We start from the raw sequence: 20,911 nt of genomic DNA, 5'->3' as shown, positions 1-20,911 counted from the left end.
GCGAGAGCGGGTGAAGGTGTACGATGGATTTTTTAGAAGTATCAAAACGTAGTATAAAACGAAATATGAAAGATTATTTTCTATACTTTATTTCATTAGTAGGCAGCATTATTATTTATTTTACATTCGTATCGATTAAACGAAATGAAAGTGTAGTAGCTCTTTTAAAAGAGTCGGATAAGGTGGAAACGACATTTACTTTTGCACAAATATTGTTAATTATCTTTTTAACGATATTTATTTTTTATTGTAATAGCTTCTTTTTGCGAAAGAAGAAAAAAGAAATTGCGCTATACAGTTTATTAGGTATCCGTAAAGAAGAAATTGCGAAGTTACTCTTTTATGAAACGTTATTAGTTGGTGGTGCGGCAAGTGTGTTAGGTATTCTTGCTGGTTTATTTATAGCGAATATGTGCGCAGGGCTTCTTGTGAAGCTAATAGGAAGTGCGTTTACGTTCACATTTACGATTTCATTTTTATCTATAGTAGAAGTTCTTATAACGATAGGCGCAATTTTCTTTATTGCATCATGGAAAAGTAAAAAGTTAATTTATGAGCATCGTTTAGTTGAATTACTATATGGTGAAAATCAGAAAGAAGAGGTACCTACGTATGCAAGTAAGAAGGCAAAACGAGCGATTGTTTTATTAATTACAGGTTATATCATTGCGCTACTTACACAAATCTTTGGGTTTGGGGCCATTTTTATTACAGGTCTACTTATTTTTGGTTGTATTGTAAAAGGTACGTTTTTACTATTTGAGCAATATACAGTGAAATCACTCCATAAAATAAAGGGAGATAAAACGAAATATTGGAATGGAACGAACATTTTATCCATTTCTTCATTGTTCTTTAGAATAAAAGGGAACGTAAAGATGCTGGCGCTATTATCTTTATTAAGTGCGGTAACATTATGTACGATTGGAATTAGTTCTAGTATGTATTATGGAGCGCAGAAGACAGCGGCATTAATGAATCCAGTTAGTTATGAATATGTAACAACTGGAAAAGGATTAGATAAGAAAGTTAGAGAAGAAATTCAAAAGCATGAGTTAGCAATTAAAAATGAAACATCTGTAGCTATGCTGTCTATGCAAGGGAAGATAGATGGAGAACAAATATTAACAGGGTATTTAATAGGTAATGGTAATGTACAAATTATAAAAGTGACAGATTATAATAAATCAGCTTCTATGTTAGGCAATAAACAAGTTATTCTCGGTTCTGAAAAGGAAGTTATTTTATTAGATCCATATAAATCATATAACATCGAAAAGAATTCGCTTGAAGGAAGTAATGTGTCCTTTGAAGGGATGAAGAGTGGTTTAACAATCGTTGATCACCGCGAAGAAACAGTTGTTAGTGCGAAACTTGCACCAGTGGGGCTTGTTGTTCGAGATTCGCTATTTAATAAGTTGCAGCAAGGAAAGGATGTTTCAACAGTTAGCGGATTTATCGTTGAAGGAAACGGTAATAGAGAGCTAACGAAAGAGCTAGGGACAATCATTCCTAAAGAAGTGAAATTCCAATCATTTGAAGAGGCGAGCCAATCTGAATTGCAAGATGGTGCAGTATTATTATTTGCTAGCGTATTTTTAGGGATTGTTTTTATTCTTGCAACAGGTTGTATTTTATACTTTAAACAAATAACAGAAGCGATGGCAGAGCGACCAGCGTACGGAATGTTAAAGAAAATTGGACTAACGAAAAAGGAAGCAACAGAGTCTGTAAGAAAGCAAGTGGGGGCGATATTCGTAGTACCATTACTGCTGGCAATATGTCATACATTCTTTGCATTTTTAAGTTTGATGGGCTTTACAGGTATGTTTGAATATAGTCTTCCTTTACTAGGCAGTATAGGTGTGTATATCATCATTTACTTTAGTTACTATACGTTAACGGTCCGTTCGTACACAAATATTGTATGTAGCGATAGGAAATAAAGAAAAGAAGCAAGCATGAAATACATGCTTGCTTCTTTTCTTTATTTTGTAGAAACTTCACCTTCAGCTTCTGTTTGAGGAATATAGTATCCGATTATACCACCGATGATTGCTGGAATAATCCAACCAATTCCTAAGTTATAAAAAGGAATGGTGTGTACGATATTAGCGATAAAACTTGGTATCATTTCCACATTATCAAGTGCATGAATACAGCTAATAATGAATGCTGCGATCATTGCTCCGATGTAGACAGAAGGTTTACGTTTCGTATATTTATCAAGAAATGATACGAAAATTAAAATGATTGTAATTGGATACAAAATAATTAATACAGGTAATGTAATTTTGATTAATAAACTTAATCCTAAGTTTGAAATCACGAAGCTAAAAATACAAACGTATAGTACGAGCTTTTTGTAGGAAACGTTTGTTAGTACTGTTGCGAAATAGTTGGCGAATGCACTTACAACACCGATTGCAGTCGTTAAACAAGCGAAGATAATGGCGATACTTAATAAAACATTACCGCTTGTCCCAAAGAATTGGTACATAACAGTAGCTAATAGTTGACCACCGTTTTCGAATTGTCCTAAGTTTCCGTTGGAAGCACCGATATAACCGAGTAAGAAATAAACAATTGTTAAGAATAGGGCTGCAATACTTCCGCAAATAATTGTATATTTCGCAATTGATTTCTTCTCTTGTATACCGTTTTGGCGAATTGCATTTACAACAATTGTTGATAATACGAGAGCACCAATTGCATCTAACGTTAAAAATCCTTCAAGAAATCCTTTGAAAAATGGAATTTCTTTATAGTCACCAACAGGTTCTGCAAATGTTCCTGGTGAAAGAATCGCTTTTGTTGCCATAATGGCAATAATTCCAAGTAAAATGGGCGTTAATATTTTTCCGATATGATCTACTAATTTTGATGGATTTAATGATAAGAAGTAGACGACTGTAAAGAAAATCGCACTAAAGATTAACATAGAGTACCATTGGTCCGGGAAAAGTGGTGCAATCCCAATTTCGTAAGATACAGATCCAGTTCGTGGAATAACAAATAGTGGGCCGATTGAAAGATAAATAATGATAGCGAATATTGCTGCGAATTTTGGATGAACACGGCTTGCTAAAGTGTTAAAACTACCACCGGCAAGGGCAACAGCGACGATAGCTAGTAAAGATAAACCGACGTCTGTAATAATAAATCCTGTAATGGAGACCCACATATTTTCTCCGGAAGAAAGACCGAGAAGGGGCGGGAAAATCATATTACCAGCACCGAAGAAAACTGCGAATAGTAATAAACTAATCGAAAGTATTTGCGCTGGCTTTAAAGTTGTACGCATATAAAGAAAATCCTCCTAATGAGTATTTTTGTCGAAAATTCAAACAATTTGTCGAGTAACTGTTACTATTTTAAAGGTCTGATGACTAGAAAGCAATAGGGAATTTTGAAAAAATTAAAAAATAATGCATTAAATCGAATAAATATACTATTTGTATGTTTAATAAGAAGGATTTAATTTTAAACGTAAAAAAAACACATATCGCTAGGATACGTGTTTTAAAAAAATATTTTTTTATCGCGTTCTTCTTTTAAAATTTCAACTGCTTCTCGGAAACGTTGTGAATGGACGATTTCTCGTTCACGTAAGAAGCGTAGACTATCATTTATATCTGGATCATCGGATAAATTAATGAGCCATTGATATGTTGCGCGTGCTTTTTCTTCAGCTGCGATATCTTCGTATAGATCGGCAATTGGATCACCTTTAGCCTGTATATACGTTGCAGTAAATGGAACACCAGCAGCATTATGGTAATGAAGTGCGCTATCATGGTCAGCGTAATGAGGATCAAGTCCAGCAGCTTTCATTTGTTCAGGAGTTGCATCTTTCGTTAGTTTATAAACCATTGTAGCGATCATTTCAAGGTGAGCAAATTCTTCTGTACCAATATCAGTAAGTAGGCCAATGACTTTATCAGGAATTGTATAACGTTGATTTAAGTAACGTAGTGCAGCAGCTAGCTCGCCATCTGCACCGCCGTATTGCTCAATTAATAATTTTGCAAGTGCTGGATTGCAAGTTCCCACTTTAACGGGATATTGTAATTTCTTTTCATAAATCCACATAGTTTCTCTCCTTTATATTTGCCATGGCCAAGGACCTTTGCTCCATTCCCAAGGAGCATTAGAATAGCTGTTTCCAAACTGTTGGAGTGGTCCGTATTTTTCTTCCATCTTTTGTTTTAATACTCTCCGTTTATAGGAAAAGTCATTAAATTGATTAATCGCAGCGGTGTCATCTGGATGTGTATCTAAATAAAGAGTGAGTTCAACTAGTACAAAGTCCAGTTCTTGAAGCTCCAGTAAAAGCTGATAGTATTCTTCTGGTAGCGATTGATTCACGTCAGTAGTCACCGCCCTTTTTTATAAGGATTTTCATAATAGTCATAAAAAACAGGCCATAAAGTCCCTTTTTGTAGTGCTTCTTTTGGTGTGAATTGTGGTAAGTTTGGCGGTTGAAAGCCTAAAAATAAATTAGGAGGAGTAGAATAATATTTTTTTCCGATAGGAGGACAAGGATCGAGAGGGCTATGATAGGGCACGAATGATCTTATATATTTATTCACGAATAAACCTCCTTACATGTTCATTACTACGTATTGTATTCAGACATAATGAGCATTTATGACACATATAAAAAAGTAATAAGTACAGGGGGAATGAATGTGGAGAATGTAAAGAATTTAATTGTGTTAGAAGTAAAGAACTTAAAGGAAACTCTGTATTTTTACGAAGGGATTTTAGGAATAACACCTAGTTCATTGAGGCCGCAATTAGATGTTACAGGGGTTTGGTATGATACCGATTCAACGAGAATTAGTTTTGTTATGAATCGCAGTTTGGGCGGGCGTGAGAAGAGTGTTACGGACTCAGTTGATGTTTTAACGTTTTCAATTTCTAACATAGAGAATGTAAAGAAGAGGTTAGTATTTTATAAAATTGCATATACAGAAAACAAAAGCGAGAAGAGTATTGTAGTACAAGACCCGGATGGATATAAACTTCAAGTGATAGAGAAGAATGAATAAACGGAGGGGATTTGGTGGAGAGAAATTATGAAGAAAGTGCGTTGTTTGAGCATCAATTTTGGCTAAAAGTGCTGAGTGATCATGCGCAATTTTTACTTGATGCGTTAGCTCCAAAGGAAAAAGAAGATATAAAAAAAGCTACTTACTTTGTTGAAACATTTACGAATTTGTTAAATAAAGTTCGGAATGTGAATCTGATGGCATTCTCAAAAGAGGCAGAACAAGCTGCTAAGGAAATTCGGACGTTTAAATTAAATATTATACAGAAGCAGTTGGAAGGGAAAATTACTATTCATTTTACGCCAACTTTTATTAATCATATGGTAAACGAAGTGGAAGAGTATATAACAGTTTTAGAGTTTTTGGAGAAAGGGGAAGTTCCACCTGTTTTTCATGAACTGCATTATCATCTCGTTTGGTTAACGGATGCGGCTGGTCATGCGGGTTCTATTTCTGGTGGGCTAGATCTTGTTGAAAAAAGATTGAAAGAGAAAAGCGAAGAATTCGAGAAGCACTTTGAACAATTTTATTTGAAAGCAGTTGAAATGACGGGGTATTTACGAACAGAGCTTCATCATTTTCCTGCATTAAAGAAGTTTACAAAAGATGTTTCACTTGAACTAAAATTATTTTCACATTTTTTACATGAAGTTGAAGAATTGGAGTTATCAAATGAAATATTAAGTGCATTATCAGCGAGAATGGCAGATCATATGGCAAGAGAGGAATGTTATTATTTATTAAAATTAGCTCAATCATCTGGACTCGAAATGCCGAAATGTAATCCGCTTTAAAGAAAAAGAGGTCAATTTTATTTGGCCTCTTTTTCTGTTTTATTGTCTCTTTTTATTTTTGCTTGTTCAATACTTGCCTGTAATGTCTCCATAATATTGATGATGTTCGGAGCTGGAGAGATTGTTTCCGTTTTTTCCTGTTGTTCAATTTTATTCTCGATTAATTCGGTAAGGGCTTCTTTATATTCATCTGTATACATTTCTTGTTCAAAAGGATTTGTAAGGTGGTGGATTAAATTAATTGCTGCGGTGAGTTCTTGTTTTTGTATAGGATAATTTTCGTTACTTGGTAAGTTAGGTGTATTTGTTATATCGCGAATTTCATTAGGATAGTGGATGGTTTGTAACATTAGTCCATCTTCAAAGTTACGGATAATAGCTAAATGTTGTTTTTTTCTAATAGAAATATGAATAAGCCCAAGTTTATTTGTACGTTCAAGAGCTTCTTTTAATAATAAATATGATTTTTCATGTCCTGGAGTAGGACCTATAAAATAAGAACGGTCATAAAGAACAGAATCGATTTCGTTATTTTGGACAAAAGATATAATCCGAATGGATCGTGGTTCGTGAGCTTTTTGCAACGCAGCTAATTCTTTTTCATCCATAATAATGTATTTATGAGGGGCGTATTCATAGGCTTTTACAATATCTTTATCATCAATTTCTTCATCCGTACAATCAGGAGCAAATTTTTTATATTTAATAGGTGTTAAACATTCTTTATGGAGGCTTAAAAATTTTATATCGTTTTCTTCTACGGCACTGTATAGTTTAATTCCTATATTTAATAGTCCAAGTGAAAGTGCACCTTTCCAGACGGTATGCAAATGAAACATCTCCTTTCGTTCAAAAATGGTTATGTATATTATGAGATAGTAAGAAATTTCCTATACGTTTTTTGTTTTTTACGGAAGGGTAAGCAGGAGGGCTTGGGATATAAAATATATTGACAAGCCCTCTGAAATATTTTAATGTGAGTGTATAAAATTGTGTATATAAAGGGGAGTAACTTATTACAGTAAAGTCGTCATTACAGGGAGAAACCCTCGGCTTTATTGGCAACGTTTCGTTGTTAGTGAGACCTTTACCAGCAATGGTAAAGGCCCCTTATTGTCTTTTTTAGGACCCTTACCATATTTGGTAGGGTCCTTTTCGTATACAAAGAGAGGAGAAATAAAAATGAAAAAACTTATTAGTAGATTAAGAGTTGTATTTCATGTCCGTCGTTTCGTTCCATTCCTATTTGACTTTTTTACTTCAAAAGAGGTTTCAATAAAGAAGAAAATTTTATCTGTTGCTTTTTTAGTTGGGTATGTTGCGATGCCGCTTGATTTAATTCCAGACTTCCTGCCGTTTATCGGTATTTTAGATGATATTGGAATTGTGGTATTTATTCTGAACCGAATTGTAAAAATGGCGCCAGTTCAATTACAAGAAAAGCATAATGTAAACGTAGGAGAGGAGTTGAAAATATGGAGCAAATTATTTTAGATATAATCGAGTTTTTAAAGCAGTTTTCTTATTTTGGAGTTGTGTTAGCGTTAACGTTTGAATTTATTCCAGCAGAAGTAGTGTTGCCAATGGTTGGATATTGGGTGTACGAGGGAGATATGAATTTTTGGTTAGCTGTATTAGCTGGAACACTTGGCGGAACGACAGGCCCATTAACGTTATACGCACTCGGTTATTACGGTGGCCGTCCCCTATTAATAAAGTACGGAAAATACTTCTTTATTAAAGAAGAACAAATTCAAAAAGCAGATGATTTCTTTGAGAAATATGGACCAGTTGTAGCATTTGTTGGACGTTTTGTACCGGGAGTTCGAACGCTTATTTCTGTTCCGTGTGGTATGGCGAAAATGAATATATGGAAGTTTAGTATATATACATTTGTAGCAATGTTCCCGTTAACGACTTTATATGTCTATTTTGGGATGAAATTAGGGCCGCATTGGGAGAAGGCTGCAGATGTTGTTGGACAATATATGTTACCGATATTAGGAGGCGTTCTTCTTATTGTGGCTAGTATCTTTGTCTATAAATATATGAAAAAAAGAAACAAAACGGAATCTATTTAGTCATTTGAATATTTTTTGAAAATAGATGAATAGTACAGGCAAAAGACTCTGAGGGACATACACATATAGGGAATATAAAAGAGAGAGGGGAAACAACTATGTCTTGTGAGTGCTCAGGGTCAGCATTAACTTGTTGTCCAGATAAAAATTATGTACAAGATAAAGTGTGTAGTCCGTGGTCTGCTACTGTAGTTGCAACAGCAATTGATAATGTTCTCTATACAAATAATATTAACCAAAATGTAGTTGGTACTGGTTTTGTTAAATATGATGTTGGACCAGAACCAATTACTGTAGAGGCGCTTGATTCTGCTGGTACTGTAATAGATACACAAACATTAAATCCAGGAACGAGTATCGGGTTTACGTATCGTCGTTTTGATATTATACAAGTTGTATTACCTGCAACACCTGCTGGAACGTATCAGGGAGAATTTTGTATTACAACACGTTATCCACTTTCATAGCAGAATAGGAGAGGATCAAAATGGGAATGAGAAGTTCCAGTTTGTCTTGTTGTTCTAATAAAACGCTTGTACAAGATCAAGTATGTACAGACTGGTCTATTACAGGTGCTGGTACTCAAATTGTATATACAAATAATATCACGCAAGAAGTATATGGTTCAGGTTACGTGAAATATAATGTAGGTGCGGCTCCAATTACAGTTGATTTTTTAGTAGGTGCTACAGTAGTTGATACAATTACTGTACAACCACAAAGTAGTGGTACTTTCACTGTACGATATTTTACGACTGTTCGAATTACTACAACAGGAACTACTGTTAATCAAGGCGAGTTTTGTATTACAGTACGTTATCCGATTTCATAAAAAAGCATACCGTAAATGGTATGCTTTTTTTATTGAGAAAGTAATGAAATTGGTATTCTATAAGCAGCATGTAAATTGGCAACAGTACTTGCCTTCTAAATATACTGAAGGATTACTTTGTATATTGATAATATTAACAGATTGTAAGTCTTTTCCTGTGTAAGATATCGTATTGCCAGGAAACACAGTGAAAATATTGGTTACTGCTCCAACAATTTCAATTGTAATTGCTTCTGTGCTGCTAGTACTATTGTAAATCGAGACAGCACCTGATATAAGTAGTATCCCATCACTCTGCCACAGTATCATCGATTGCGATGCACCTTTGGCAGAGGGAATGGTGTTATTCGTTAGAAGGAAATTTCCTGCAAATTCATTTGTTACTCGCTCGCAATTTGGATTTGGAGGAGGGGTCGGTGGACAAGGATCTGGGCAAATGATAGACAAAGGAGCAAAACAGCCAATGTTTTTTTGGTTCTTCAATACAACCCCTCCTTTTAAGTTGTCTTTTACTACTATTAAATGTAGAAGCATGGCCGATGTGTTAAAAAAAGAAGGAAATGTTAAAAATTAAGATTGTCTAATAGGCTTAAAACTTAAATTATTATTCATGTTATAGAAAAGATTATATGTGAATAAACAGGGGAAAAGAATGCTCAGACTCTTTTAGACAAAAAGTGGTTGTATACAATAGTAAGAAGAATGTTGGACTTAACCTTTAATTAACTGTATATTTACAAAAATCTAATAAAATCCATTTATTATTTAAACGACATTAATATGCTTTAGATAAAATAGCCCTTGTAATGAATCGATTATTATGAGGAGGATACACGTGGACAGAACTGCTTTACGAAAAGTAAAAGGTCTTATTGGATTATTAATGGTTTTTGTATTAGCATTCGTATCATTTCCGTGGAGTACATCAGTTAAAGCGGAAGAGAAGAAGCAAGAAAAGGCACCTAGTGAAAAGAAGATAGTTTTTCCAGTTGTAAGTGATGTACATATTAAAAATAGTGGAACGGATGATACGTTTCGCTGGAAACGAGCGATTGAACAGCTCAATACGCTTGCACCAAAGCAAGATGCATTTGTTATCGTAGGTGATTTCACAGATACAGGGTCACTGCAACAATATGATCGTTTCATGCAAGTGTATAATGAAAATGCAAATAAAGATGCAGTACGAATGAATTCTCTTGGTAACCATGATTATTGGAACGGTTTATCTGTAGAGGGCGCACAGAAGCGTTTCTTAGAAAAAACAGGAATGGAATCGATTTATTATCATAAAGTGGTGAAAGGTTATCACTTCCTTGTTATGTCGCCAGAAAATGGGACAACACACGGATATTATTCAGATAAGCAAATTAATTGGTTAAAAGAAGAGATGGCAAAAGCACAAAAAGATGATCCAGAAAAACCGATTTTCGTATTTTTACATCAACACATTAAAGAGACAGTATACGGTAGTCATGAATGGGGAACACAAGATAGTGCAAAAATTAATGCGGTATTAAAAGAATATCCGCAGGCTATTACGTTTTCAGGTCATTCACATTATCCGCTAGATGATCCAAGGTCGATTCATCAAAAAGACTTTACATCAGTTGGTACATCTTCTATAAGTTACATGGAAGTTGAAGGTGGTAAAGTACAAGGGAATATCCCGCCAGGAGCTAGTACATTAAGCCAAGGTTTATTAGTAGAAGTAGATGATGATGAAGTAACGATTAATCGTCGTGATTTCCATACAAATTCTTGGACAGGTGAGCCTTGGAAAATTAAATTACCAGCAAAGAAAGAAACTTTTACACATGTAGAAGATCGTGATAAAGAAAATCCTTACTTTGCTAAGGATGCAAAGCTTGCGGTATCAAATGTAACAGAAAATGCGGCAACAGTAACATTCCCACAAGCATTGGACAACCTTCTTGTTCACTCTTATCGTGTACAAGCTAAAGATAAGCAAACGGGAGAAATAAAGAATAAATTGTTAGCATTCTCAGAGTTTTATCGTGATCCAGTGCCAAAAGACCTGACATTTACACTTGCAGGGTTAGACGGCGGGAACACATATACACTTGAAGTTGTTGCAATTGATTCGTTTGGTAATGAAAGTGTGCAGCCTTTAACAGCAGAAGTTACTACGAAAAAAGATAATATTGATCCGAATGTAAAAGTGCCAAAGGCAGATGTTTTTGATGTGAATTTCTTAGATGGTACATTTAAAGATAACTCATCGTTTGGAACGAAGGGCGATGTGAAAGGAAATGTATCTATTGCATACGATAAAGCTTTAAAAACAAATGTAATGAAATTGAATGGACAAGCTAATACATTTGGATACCTTCCATTTTCAGCAGCACAAAAAGAGAAAGTAGCAAATACGTTTACGCTAGAAACTGTATTTTCAATGAATGAAATTCGCGGACAAGGTATTTTACAAAATACAGAGAGCGGCGGAATTGGCTTTGAATCTACAGGAAGTGGAAATGTTGAATTGTGGGCTCATATTGGTGGCAGTTATAAACGTGTTGGAGTTCAATTAGAAGCAAATAAAACGTATCACTTAACAGGAACTTATAACGGAAGTGAAGTAGCTATTTATGTCGATGGTAAAAAAGTAAATAGTCAACCAGCTAAAGGGAAAGTGTCTCATCCCAACGTACCATTTGCACTTGGTGCAGACCCTGATAGCAACGGGAATGGTGGTATTCCGTTAAATGGACAAATTGCGCTTGCGAAATTATATAGTAAAGCGTTAAGCTCTTCAGAAGTATTAGCAACGTATAATGAGTTTTCTAACCGTACAAAGTTAGAGGAAGTAAATGTGTTATATGAAGAGATTGGAAAAGTAAAAGAAGTGTTAGCTGGTACGTATGAGTTTGGTGATAAGCCAGGTCAATATTCAAAGGAAGCATTTCAAGAATTAGATAAAAGCTATAGTGCTGCAAAGCAAGTATTTGAAAATGTAGGAAGTACTGGAGAACAAGTTGTTCAAACGTATAACGAATTAAAAACAGCTAATGAAACATTTATACAATCTAAAGTAGTAGAACAACCGAAAACACCGAAAGAAAAATTACAAATCAATATTGAATCTGCAAAAGCAGTAGTGAAAAAAGCGCAAGATGCAAATGTAACGGACGGTTCAGTGAAAGCACTGATTCAAAAAATTACAGTGGCAGAATCTGTGTTAAAAGATGCGAAAGTAAAAGATGCACAAGTAGAAACGATGAATCGTACGGTAGAATATGCGATTTCACTCGTTGAAAAAAGCATAAACAAATAAGAGAGAAGAAAAAGAAGCTTATCATGATAGGCTTCTTTTTTGTTATACTAAAAGTAGCATAGAATGAAGGAGCGAATAATTTGGAAGAGAAAAAGCTGAAAAGAATTCTTGAATATGTATGGATCGCGGTTGTGCTCCTTGTAGGATATTATTTCTTAAAAGAAAAAAGTATATGGGTTCTATTTTTAATGACGTTTTTATTAGCGGGTTTAGGCACGTTATTTATTAACTTCTTCTTTGATAGTTTAAATGCATGGAAGAAGAAAAAGAAGGGAACGAAGTAAAGGAGGGAACATATGCAAAAGTGGAAGCTCATATATCAGGTAATCATTTTCATAGTGCTTGTAGGTATTGGCGTTTTTAAATATTCTACACCAATAGGAAATTGGGCGTGGTTTACAGCTTGCATCGGCATATTTTTCATTTTACAATCGTTAACGAAAAAATATAATAGTACAGAAAGATAGCTCGCCGCTAAAACGGCGAGCTATTTTGTTATGCTTTTTTCTGTTCATCGTTTACTTTTGCAGTAGCTAAATGACTATGTTTTCTAGAGTAGAAGAAATAGAAGCATAAACCGACTATAAGCCAAGCTATAAAGCTAATCCATGTCGTTTTAGATAAATTAGCCATCAAATATAAACAGCAAAGAATTGCGACAACTGGTAATACAGGTACGAAAGGTGTACGGAATCCGCGTTTTAAGTCAGGATGTGTTTTTCGTAAAATAAGTACCGCACAGCAAACGAATGTAAAGGCTGTTAATGTACCGATGTTCACTAAATTAGCTAGTAAATGTAAGTCTAAAAGTCCTGCTAATAAAGCGGCAATAACGCCAGTGATCCATGTGTTTAATAAAGGGACTTTTACTCTTTTATTTACACGTGCTAACGCTTTTGGAAGTAGGCCATCGCGGCTCATCGCATATGAAACGCGAACTTGTCCATACATAACGACTAAGAGAACGGTTGTCATTCCAGTCATCGCTCCAACAGCGAGTAGTCCTGCAATTGTATCTTCGCCAACGAAATGCAAGGCAAACGCAACTGGATCAGAAACATCTAAGTGTGTATACGGAACCATACCTGTTAAAACGAAAGATACAATCATGTATAAAACAGTACAAATAAGAAGGGAACCGATAATGCCAATTGGCAAATCACGCTGTGGTTTTTTCGTTTCTTCTGCAGCGGTTGCGATTGCATCAAAGCCTAAAAAGGCGAAGAATACAGTGGCAGCCCCAGTAATGATACCGTCGTATCCGAATGGAATGAACGGCGTCCAATTTTCAGGCTTTACATATTTTGCACCTGCTACGATAAAGGCGATAATAACAGCTAACTTGATAAGAACCATAATATTATTAATACGTGCGCTTTCGCGTATACCGAAACTTAAAAGTCCTGTAATGAGTAGTAAAATACAAACAGCTGGTAAATCAATGAGGCCACCTTTTCCTACGCCAGGGGCCGAGGCGATTATGGCGGGTAGATGGACGTTAAATCCTTGTAGTAAAGATTGTAAATAACCAGACCAACCGACAGCTACTGCTGCGACTGCAAGTAAATATTCGAGCATTAAACACCAGCCGACGATGAAGGCGACGACTTCTCCTACTGTCATGTATGCGTAAGTATACACACTTCCTGAGACAGGAATAGAAGAAGCGAATTCGGCATAACAAAAGGCTACACATGCACAAGTAAATGCAGCAATAAGGAATGATAGCATAATACCAGGACCAGAATGTTTCGCTGCAACAATACCTGTTAATACAAATATCCCTGTCCCAATTACGGCGCCAATTCCTAAAAACGTTAGATCAAGTGCGGTTAATGTTCTTTGTAGTTGTCGTGGTGATTCAGTACTAAGCGCTTTTTTTCGTAATAATGACTTCACTTTGGACTCTCCCCCCGTTTTTCATTTCCATAACCGCGAATGTAGTATGAGCCCACTAGAAAAGAGTATGTAAGTAAATGGAGGTACAGTTATGGTATATAGTTTTTGGAATTGCTGGATTCATTTTATTATAATTCAGAATATTTTGTCAAATACAAATGTGACAAATAAAATGCGAATGAATAGGGGAAACTACTTGCAGGAATGGACGGGGATTACCAATCTATTCGGATGGAGAAAATCCACTGATTAAAGTTAAAGTAGGAGAAGATGCTATGCTATTTTATTTTGAACTTGTCGTCATTTTACTTTGTACGAAATTAGCTGGTGATATTAGTGTGAGACTCGGCCAGCCTTCTGTACTTGGGAAATTAATTGTTGGTATTATTATCGGTCCAGCTGTACTCGGTATTATTAATAGTTCTGAACTTATTGATGAACTGAGTGAGATTGGTGTTTTACTACTTATGTTTATGGCGGGACTTGAAACAGATTTAGAAGAGTTAAATCGGAATTTGAAATCATCATTTGCAGTAGCGGCTGGTGGAATTATTTTTCCTTTCATCGGTGGTTATGTAACAGGATTGCTGTTTGGATTAATACAGTCTCATGCCATTTTTTTAGGGTTATTACTTTGCGCAACGTCAGTTAGTATTACAGTGCAAACGCTAAGAGATTTAGGGAAAATGAATACGAGAGAAAGTACAACGATTTTAGGTGCTGCCGTATTTGATGATGTTATCGTCGTTATTTTATTAGCGTTTGTTATGAGCTTTTTAGGAACGCAAGATGTGAACATCACGCTTGTTATTGTAAAGAAAATTATTTTCTTCGTCAGCATTGTTTTTATCGCATGGAAAGTTGTTCCGTGGATTATGAAAATGCTTGTGCCACTTCGTGTAACAGAAGCTCTAATTAGTGCAGCTCTTATTATTTGTTTTTCTTTTTCGTATTACAGTGAAATGATGGGGATTGCAGGTATTATTGGCGCATTTGCAGCTGGAATTGCTATTTCTCAAACAGAGTATAAGCATGAGGTAGAACATAAAATTGAACCGATTGCATATGCGATATTTGTACCGGTCTTCTTCGTAAGTATTGGAATGGAAATTACATTTCAAGGTATCGGAAGTCAGCTTTGGTTCATTATCATCATGACGCTCGTTGCGATTTTCACAAAGCTAATCGGATCAGGTTTAGGAGCGAGACTAACAGGATTTAATCTTCAATCTTCTATTAGTATCGGTGCAGGGATGGTGTCGCGCGGAGAAGTAGCACTTATCATAGCTGCGAATGGACTGGCGGCGAATTTGCTAGCGAAAGAAAATTTCACAGCGATTGTTATTGTTGTTATATTAACGACGATTATTACGCCGCCGCTTTTAAAGAAATATTTCGTGTAAAGAGGAAAAGCTTATCTGAAGTAGGTAAGCTCTTTTTTTATTGGAAAAGCAATGGTCATATAGCATGAATAGGTTGTAATTATGGTAAAATCTACGTATATGATAAGTCGAGGGGAGAAAATGTGTGAAGATTACGAAGGGAAAGGTTATCGGTGTAATCATACTTATTGCATTATGCATACCATTTACTGTATGGAAAGAGTCAAAAGTAAAAGATTTTCCAGTTTCTATTTTTTCTTCCTATGTAGAAGACGAAAACCTGAAAGACTATAAGTATACTGCTTTTGTACCTGACTTTGCAATTTGGATAGGTGGTTGGGAGAAACAGAAGTCTGAAGGTGAAATAACGGCATATAAAAAAGGGGATCGAACTGTAATCGTTCACCATCCTCCTGGCGATGATGGTTTTTATCTTCTTGAAGCAAGAGAAAATAAATGAAAGCAACCGTAAGAAGTGGAGGTTAAATAGTGAAAGCTTCAACGTTACTATTTAAAATTGAAAGTAATATGGATCAATTTTCACCAGCTGAAAAGAAGGTTGCCATGTACATAATGGAGAATGCAGAGATTGTTCCGAACTTAACGACGAAAGAAGTGTCAACGAATGCGGGTGCAAGTGAGGCCAGTGTTGTTCGTTTTTGTAAGTCGATTGGGATTGGGAGCTTTAAAGCATTTAAAATCGCGCTCGTTCGTGAATTAACGATTGCTGATTATAATATTAATGATTTTTCAGTGATGAATACGGAAGATGGACCGTACGACTTGTTTAATAAAGTTACGTATGTGAATAAAGCTGCAATTGAGGCGAGCGTGACGGCGATAGATAAAAAAGAACTTGAAAAAGCTGCAGATCGTATTGTAAATGCCGATAAAATTATCTTTTATGGAGTAGGCGGATCAGCTACTCCGGCGATGGACGGAGCTTATAAATTTACAAGGCTCGGATTTACAGCGATGATGCTATCTGATTTTCATATGATGTTGCCGCTTGTGACGAATTTAAAAGAAGGCGATATATTTGTGGCGATTTCAACATCTGGTCGTACGAAAGATGTACTTGAAATGGCGCAATATGCGAAGAGACAAGGTGCAACAGTTATTGCGATTACAAAGCTTGATCAATCATCACCGTTATATAAAGAGGCGGATATTCGTCTTTGTATGCCAGATGTAGAACAAGATCATCGTATTGCAAGTATTGCTTCAAGAATGACGCAATTGAACATGATAGATGCTCTATATGTGATTACTTTTAATCGCATTGGTAATAAAGTGCTGGATCAATTTATGGAAACAAGAGAAGAAGCATTGCGATTACGGAAGCTGAAATGAGAAGGTGGGGAAACCCATCTTTTTTTCGTATCGACATAAATTCGTCATGAAAAGAAATAAAATTTCATAAAATAATAAAGTAATATTGATTTTAAATTTCTTAAAGTTATAATGAAAGTATGAAATTAAATTTCAAAGTGGGTGGTAATATGTTAGAAAATTTATCGACAGAACATCGTAATGAGAAGACGATGAATTTAGATGAGATGAGTATAAAAGAAGTGTTACAAAGTATGAATGAAGAAGATCGAACTGTTGCGTTAGCAGTTGAAAATGAAATAGAAGAAATTGAAAAGGTTGTACAGATTATCATTAAATCCTTTGAAGATGAGGGACGATTAATTTACATTGGGGCTGGTACGAGTGGCCGTTTAGGTATTTTGGATGCGGTGGAATGTCCGCCGACATTTGGCACAGATGATAAAATGGTACAAGGATTTATAGCAGGTGGATTGAAAGCGTTTACTAAGGCAGTGGAAGGTGCAGAAGACCGCGAAGAGTTAGCAGAAGAAGATTTAAAAAGTATTGGATTAAATGAGAAAGATACAGTGATTGGAATTGCAGCAAGTGGTCGAACTCCTTATGTTATTGGGGGCTTGAAGTACGCGAATAGCGTAGGAGCGAGTACAGCTAGTATCTCCTGTAATAAAAATGCTGAAATAAGTAAATATGCAAAACTAAATGTGGAAGTAGAAACAGGCGCAGAAATCTTAACAGGCTCAACGCGTTTGAAAGCTGGTACAGCGCAAAAATTAGTGCTGAATATGATTTCAACAGCATCTATGATTGGTGTTGGGAAAGTATATAAAAACTTAATGGTAGATGTTCAATCTACAAATGAAAAGTTAGTAGAACGATCAAAACGCATTATTGTGGAAGCAACAGGGGTTAGTTATGAAATAGCAGCAGAGTGTTATGAAAAAGCAGAACGTAATGTGAAAGCCGCGATTGTTATGGTGTTATTGCAGTGTGAGTATGGGGAAGCACTGGAGAAATTAAAAGAAGCGAAAGGGTTTGTGAAGAAGGCACTATAAAATAATAGGGAGGGGGATTCTATTATGAAGAAAGAAGAGAGAATGGCCAAAGAGATTTCAGAACAACTTGGGGGAGTGAAAAATATTCGCGGCATTGCTCATTGTATGACAAGACTGCGATTAACGCTTCATGATGAAAGTAAAGTGAATATGGACCTTTTGAAAAAGGTTGAAGGGGTTATGGGCGTTATTGAAGATGAGACGCTTCAAGTCGTTGTTGGACCAGGGACAGTAAATAAAGTAGCAGCTGAAATGGAAGGTTTAACAGGACTGCGAATTGGTGAGGTGGCAGATCATCACCTTGAAGACCTTGGGCAAGAAATGAAGTCAGAGATTAAGAAGAAAAATAATACACCAGTGAAAAACTTTTTAAGAAAAATAGGAAGTATTTTCATTCCGTTAATTCCTGGTCTTGTTGCGTCAGGTATTATAAACGGGGTCGCTAACTTTGCGAAAAACGCAGGTGCTGATCCGAATACAACGTGGCTACAAATGCTACTACTCATTGGCGGCGGTATCTTTACATTCTTAGGAATTTTAGTCGGCTGGAATACAGCGAAAGAATTTGGTGGGACACCAGTTCTTGGAGCGATTGCGGGTATTTTAATTTTTAACCCGGCGATGGCGAACATAAAATTATTTGGTGAAGCGCTCGTACCTGGAAGGGGCGGATTGTTTGCAGTTATTTTTGCAGCATGGCTTATGGTTGTAGTGGAAAGACAAGTTCGAAAAGCAGTGCCAAATGCAGTTGATATTATTATAACGCCGCTTATTACTGTGTTAGTGGTGAGTATCGTAACGATGTTAGCCATTCAGCCGGTAGCAGGTTTCTTATCTGAAGGAATTACAAGCGGCATTAATGGTATTTTAAGTATTGGTGGAGCGTTTGCTGGAGCAGTACTTGCGGGAACATTTTTACCACTCGTTATGGTCGGTTTGCATCATGGTTTAACACCAATTCATATGGAGTTTATTAATCAAACGCACGTAACACCTTTATTACCAGTACTCGCAATGGCTGGAGCTGGGCAAGTAGGAGCAGCGATCGCCATCTATGTGAAAACAAAAAACAAACGACTTCGTAACGTAATTAAAGGTGCATTACCAGTTGGTTTTTTAGGAATTGGCGAACCGTTATTATACGGGGTTACATTACCACTTGGGAAACCGTTTCTTACAGCTTGTTTAGGAGCAGCAGTTGGCGGTGCATTCCAAGCAGTTATGAAAACAGCCGCACTCGGAATTGGCGTATCAGGATTATCATTAATTCCGTTAATTGCTGATAATAAATATTTATTATATTTCCTTGGATTAGTAGTGGCATATACGTTCGGATTCATCTTTACGTACTTCTTCGGATTTAAAGAAGAAATGGCAGAAAACATATAGAGAAAGGGATTCCTTTCTCTTTTTCTATTCATAGAAAGGGAGATTCATATGATAGGAGTTTCAATTTACCTTGCAAAAGAACGAGTAAAGAAGCAAGAAGAGTGGCTAAAAGTAGCGAAGGAAAACGGGTTTTTATCTATTTTTACATCATTGCACATTCCTGAAGATGACCCTGGTACATATAAAGAGCTAATTCAAATACTTGGGAAACAAGCTCTTGAAAATGACATGGAATTAATGGTCGATGTTTCTCCAAAATCGTTACACCATTTAGGGGTGACGTATGAAAATGTGGAGGAGCTATTGGGCTGGGGCATTACAGGCTTAAGAATGGACTACGGCATCAAGCCGAAAGAAATCGCACGCGTATCTCACAAGATGAAAGTAGCTTTAAATGCGAGTACGATCACAGAGTCATTTTGGAAAGAGTTAATCATAGAAAATATAAAGGTAGAGAATGTAGAAGCGTGGCATAATTTTTACCCGCGCCCAGAAACAGGACTAGCAAAATCATTCTTACAAAAACAAAACGCATACTTACATGAGTGTGGAATAAAAACGATGGCATTTATTCCGGGAGATGGTGAAAAACGTGGTCCGCTATGTGAAGGTTTACCAACGTTAGAAAAGCACCGCAATATGCGCCCACTTGAAGCGTACTTAGAACTTGTACAAGATTGTGGTGTCGATAAAGTGTTAATCGGGGATATAAGCGGAAGTATAGAAAGTGTACAAGAGATAGCGAGTGCGAGTAGAGGGATTATTCCACTGCGATACGAGCCATTGGTAGAGAAAAGTGAAGTGTTAAGAATGGTAAAACAAGTACATACAAATAGACTAGATCCAGCCCGTGATGTCATTCGTTCTGTAGAATCGCGCGAGGAGAATAAAGTGATTTTACAGCCGATGGATGCCATTGTAAGAAAGAAAGGCAGCATTACAATTGATAATGAATTGTACGGTAGATATGCTGGAGAGATGCAAGTTGCCACACATGATTTGCCTCAAGATGAGAAAGTGAATGTTGTTGGAATGGTTGTAGAAGAGGACTTGTCTTTATTGCCGTATGTTGGTGCTGGAAAAATGTTTCAACTTTTTTTGTGTGATAGAGTAAAAGCTTGAATTAGCGCTATTTTGTAAGAAAACATTATCCGTAAAAGGGGTAATGTTTTTTGTTTTCTTTAAAAAAGTATTTGACGAATGAAATGAAATACCGTATTGTTTTGACTTGTAAATAAAAGTTCACCATAACAAAACAAAAAGGAGAGTTCAAAATGAACCAATATATTGGGAATTTAATTATTCGTATCGTGTTAGGAGTGACATTCTTTGCGCACGGTTTAGCGAAGTTTCAATCAGGTATCGATAACGTAGCAGGATGGTTTACAAGCATCGGCTTACCAGGTGGTCTTGCATACGGCGTAGCAACAGTTGAATTAGTTGGTGGTATATTATTAATTATCGGTTTAGGCGTAAGATATGTAGGACTATTATTCGCTCTTATTTTAGCTGGAGCTATCGTAAAGGTAAATGGAGCAGCAGGTTTATTAGGAGATGGAAAGAATCCAGGGTATGAATTAGATCTTGCATTATTAGCAATGGGTGCGTATTTATTCGTTGTAAAAGCAGAAGGATATGTAGATCGTTTCGTAAAAGAGAAAGTAATGAAAGTGAAGTAAACTTATTTATAAATTGTTGACTTGAATTATAATTGTAACTATAATGATTACAACTGGTGGATTAAGAATAAAACAATATAAATATTTTTTTGTGCAAGTTGTAACTGTAAAGGTTACAA

At 36.0% G+C, this 20,911-nt stretch carries 25 protein-coding genes; 18 read left to right on the top strand and 7 right to left on the bottom strand.

Going from position 1 to position 20,911, the window contains the following annotated elements:
• Positions 1-23: 23 nt before the first annotated feature.
• Complete coding sequence (locus QCI46_RS23315) at positions 24-1,946, top strand: FtsX-like permease family protein (protein WP_353841540.1); 1,923 nt, start codon at positions 24-26, stop codon at positions 1,944-1,946.
• A 41-nt stretch (positions 1,947-1,987) separates the two neighbouring features.
• Here QCI46_RS23315 and brnQ2 read toward each other — a convergent pair whose 3' ends face one another.
• From brnQ2 to QCI46_RS23295, 4 genes are all read right to left on the bottom strand, one after another.
• A complete protein-coding gene (gene brnQ2 / locus QCI46_RS23310; protein ID WP_353841539.1) occupies positions 1,988-3,304 on the bottom strand; it encodes a branched-chain amino acid transport system II carrier protein BrnQ2 in 1,317 nt (438 codons plus the stop codon).
• A 218-nt stretch (positions 3,305-3,522) separates the two neighbouring features.
• Complete coding sequence (gene cotJC / locus QCI46_RS23305) at positions 3,523-4,092, bottom strand: spore coat protein CotJC (RefSeq protein WP_000265273.1); 570 nt, start codon at positions 4,090-4,092, stop codon at positions 3,523-3,525.
• A 12-nt stretch (positions 4,093-4,104) separates the two neighbouring features.
• Complete coding sequence (locus QCI46_RS23300) at positions 4,105-4,368, bottom strand: spore coat protein CotJB (protein ID WP_001076510.1); 264 nt, start codon at positions 4,366-4,368, stop codon at positions 4,105-4,107.
• Positions 4,369-4,376: 8 nt separating this feature from the next.
• Complete coding sequence (locus QCI46_RS23295) at positions 4,377-4,592, bottom strand: spore coat associated protein CotJA (protein WP_075312109.1); 216 nt, start codon at positions 4,590-4,592, stop codon at positions 4,377-4,379.
• A 48-nt stretch (positions 4,593-4,640) separates the two neighbouring features.
• Here QCI46_RS23295 and QCI46_RS23290 point away from each other — a divergent pair, with 48 nt between their 5' ends.
• Together QCI46_RS23290 and QCI46_RS23285 are read left to right on the top strand one after the other, a co-directional pair.
• A complete protein-coding gene (locus QCI46_RS23290; protein ID WP_327959488.1) occupies positions 4,641-5,054 on the top strand; it encodes a VOC family protein in 414 nt (137 codons plus the stop codon).
• A 14-nt stretch (positions 5,055-5,068) separates the two neighbouring features.
• Complete coding sequence (locus QCI46_RS23285; RefSeq protein WP_327959487.1) at positions 5,069-5,848, top strand: DUF2935 domain-containing protein; 780 nt, start codon at positions 5,069-5,071, stop codon at positions 5,846-5,848.
• Positions 5,849-5,865: 17 nt separating this feature from the next.
• On the opposite strand, the gene ku is transcribed toward QCI46_RS23285, so the two are convergent.
• A complete protein-coding gene (ku, locus tag QCI46_RS23280) occupies positions 5,866-6,678 on the bottom strand; it encodes a non-homologous end joining protein Ku (protein ID WP_353841922.1) in 813 nt (270 codons plus the stop codon).
• Between the two features lie 352 nt (positions 6,679-7,030).
• On the opposite strand from ku, the gene QCI46_RS23275 reads away from it, so the two are divergent.
• From QCI46_RS23275 to QCI46_RS23260, 4 genes are all read left to right on the top strand, one after another.
• Positions 7,031-7,342 (top strand): YkvA family protein, encoded by a 312-nt coding sequence (locus QCI46_RS23275; RefSeq protein ID WP_353841538.1) that lies wholly within the window; start codon positions 7,031-7,033, stop codon positions 7,340-7,342.
• Complete coding sequence (locus QCI46_RS23270) at positions 7,324-7,929, top strand: DedA family protein (protein ID WP_049114279.1); 606 nt, start codon at positions 7,324-7,326, stop codon at positions 7,927-7,929. The genes QCI46_RS23275 and QCI46_RS23270 overlap by 19 nt, the downstream gene beginning before the upstream one ends.
• Positions 7,930-8,027: 98 nt before the next feature.
• Positions 8,028-8,396 (top strand): DUF3992 domain-containing protein, encoded by a 369-nt coding sequence (locus tag QCI46_RS23265; protein WP_353841537.1) that lies wholly within the window; start codon positions 8,028-8,030, stop codon positions 8,394-8,396.
• Between the two features lie 20 nt (positions 8,397-8,416).
• The gene (locus QCI46_RS23260) at positions 8,417-8,761 is read left to right on the top strand and encodes a DUF3992 domain-containing protein (RefSeq protein WP_353841536.1); all 345 of its coding nucleotides are present in this window, start codon (positions 8,417-8,419) and stop codon (positions 8,759-8,761) included.
• A gap of 57 nt (positions 8,762-8,818) precedes the next feature.
• On the opposite strand, the gene QCI46_RS23255 is transcribed toward QCI46_RS23260, so the two are convergent.
• Entirely contained in the window at positions 8,819-9,199 is a 381-nt protein-coding gene (locus tag QCI46_RS23255) for an S-Ena type endospore appendage (RefSeq protein ID WP_353841921.1), read from the bottom strand.
• Here QCI46_RS23255 and QCI46_RS23250 point away from each other — a divergent pair.
• The 4 genes from QCI46_RS23250 to QCI46_RS23235 all read left to right on the top strand — a co-directional run bounded on the left by QCI46_RS23250 (position 9,087) and on the right by QCI46_RS23235 (position 12,523).
• Complete coding sequence (locus QCI46_RS23250; RefSeq protein ID WP_353841535.1) at positions 9,087-9,335, top strand: hypothetical protein; 249 nt, start codon at positions 9,087-9,089, stop codon at positions 9,333-9,335. The genes QCI46_RS23255 and QCI46_RS23250 overlap by 113 nt on opposite strands.
• Positions 9,336-9,596: 261 nt before the next feature.
• Positions 9,597-12,056 (top strand): LamG-like jellyroll fold domain-containing protein, encoded by a 2,460-nt coding sequence (locus QCI46_RS23245; protein ID WP_353841534.1) that lies wholly within the window; start codon positions 9,597-9,599, stop codon positions 12,054-12,056.
• Between the two features lie 80 nt (positions 12,057-12,136).
• The gene (locus tag QCI46_RS23240) at positions 12,137-12,340 is read left to right on the top strand and encodes a hypothetical protein (protein WP_000391504.1); all 204 of its coding nucleotides are present in this window, start codon (positions 12,137-12,139) and stop codon (positions 12,338-12,340) included.
• Positions 12,341-12,352: 12 nt separating this feature from the next.
• Positions 12,353-12,523, top strand: coding sequence for a hypothetical protein (locus QCI46_RS23235; RefSeq protein ID WP_078419598.1), 171 nt, complete (start codon positions 12,353-12,355; stop codon positions 12,521-12,523).
• Positions 12,524-12,551: 28 nt separating this feature from the next.
• Here the strand turns inward: QCI46_RS23235 and bcaP are convergent, their stop codons facing one another.
• Positions 12,552-13,955 (bottom strand): branched-chain amino acid transporter BcaP, encoded by a 1,404-nt coding sequence (bcaP, locus tag QCI46_RS23230; protein ID WP_353841533.1) that lies wholly within the window; start codon positions 13,953-13,955, stop codon positions 12,552-12,554.
• A gap of 275 nt (positions 13,956-14,230) precedes the next feature.
• On the opposite strand from bcaP, the gene QCI46_RS23225 reads away from it, so the two are divergent.
• From QCI46_RS23225 to QCI46_RS23195, 7 genes are all read left to right on the top strand, one after another.
• Complete coding sequence (locus QCI46_RS23225; RefSeq protein WP_353841532.1) at positions 14,231-15,358, top strand: cation:proton antiporter; 1,128 nt, start codon at positions 14,231-14,233, stop codon at positions 15,356-15,358.
• Positions 15,359-15,482: 124 nt separating this feature from the next.
• Positions 15,483-15,797, top strand: coding sequence for an outer surface protein (locus QCI46_RS23220; RefSeq protein ID WP_327959482.1), 315 nt, complete (start codon positions 15,483-15,485; stop codon positions 15,795-15,797).
• A 29-nt stretch (positions 15,798-15,826) separates the two neighbouring features.
• Positions 15,827-16,690 (top strand): MurR/RpiR family transcriptional regulator, encoded by an 864-nt coding sequence (locus QCI46_RS23215; protein WP_000648163.1) that lies wholly within the window; start codon positions 15,827-15,829, stop codon positions 16,688-16,690.
• A gap of 149 nt (positions 16,691-16,839) precedes the next feature.
• Entirely contained in the window at positions 16,840-17,724 is an 885-nt protein-coding gene (gene murQ, locus QCI46_RS23210; RefSeq protein WP_327959481.1) for an N-acetylmuramic acid 6-phosphate etherase, read from the top strand.
• 24 nt (positions 17,725-17,748) lie between these two features.
• Positions 17,749-19,113, top strand: a complete 1,365-nt coding sequence (locus QCI46_RS23205) for a PTS transporter subunit EIIC (RefSeq protein WP_353841531.1) — start codon at positions 17,749-17,751, stop codon at positions 19,111-19,113.
• 48 nt (positions 19,114-19,161) lie between these two features.
• Positions 19,162-20,235 (top strand): DUF871 domain-containing protein, encoded by a 1,074-nt coding sequence (locus tag QCI46_RS23200; protein WP_353841530.1) that lies wholly within the window; start codon positions 19,162-19,164, stop codon positions 20,233-20,235.
• Positions 20,236-20,387: 152 nt separating this feature from the next.
• Positions 20,388-20,792: a DoxX family protein gene (locus QCI46_RS23195; protein WP_087985777.1), complete on the top strand. Its 405-nt coding sequence runs from the start codon at positions 20,388-20,390 to the stop codon at positions 20,790-20,792.
• The last annotated feature ends 119 nt before the right edge of the window (positions 20,793-20,911 follow it).

Origin of the sequence: Bacillus cereus group sp. RP32 (assembly GCF_040459735.1) — a bacterium.
Taxonomy (GTDB): Bacteria; Bacillota; Bacilli; order Bacillales; family Bacillaceae_G; genus Bacillus_A; species Bacillus_A wiedmannii.
Note: the sequence above shows the minus strand (reverse complement) of the source record. Positions and strands in the feature narration are given on the sequence as shown.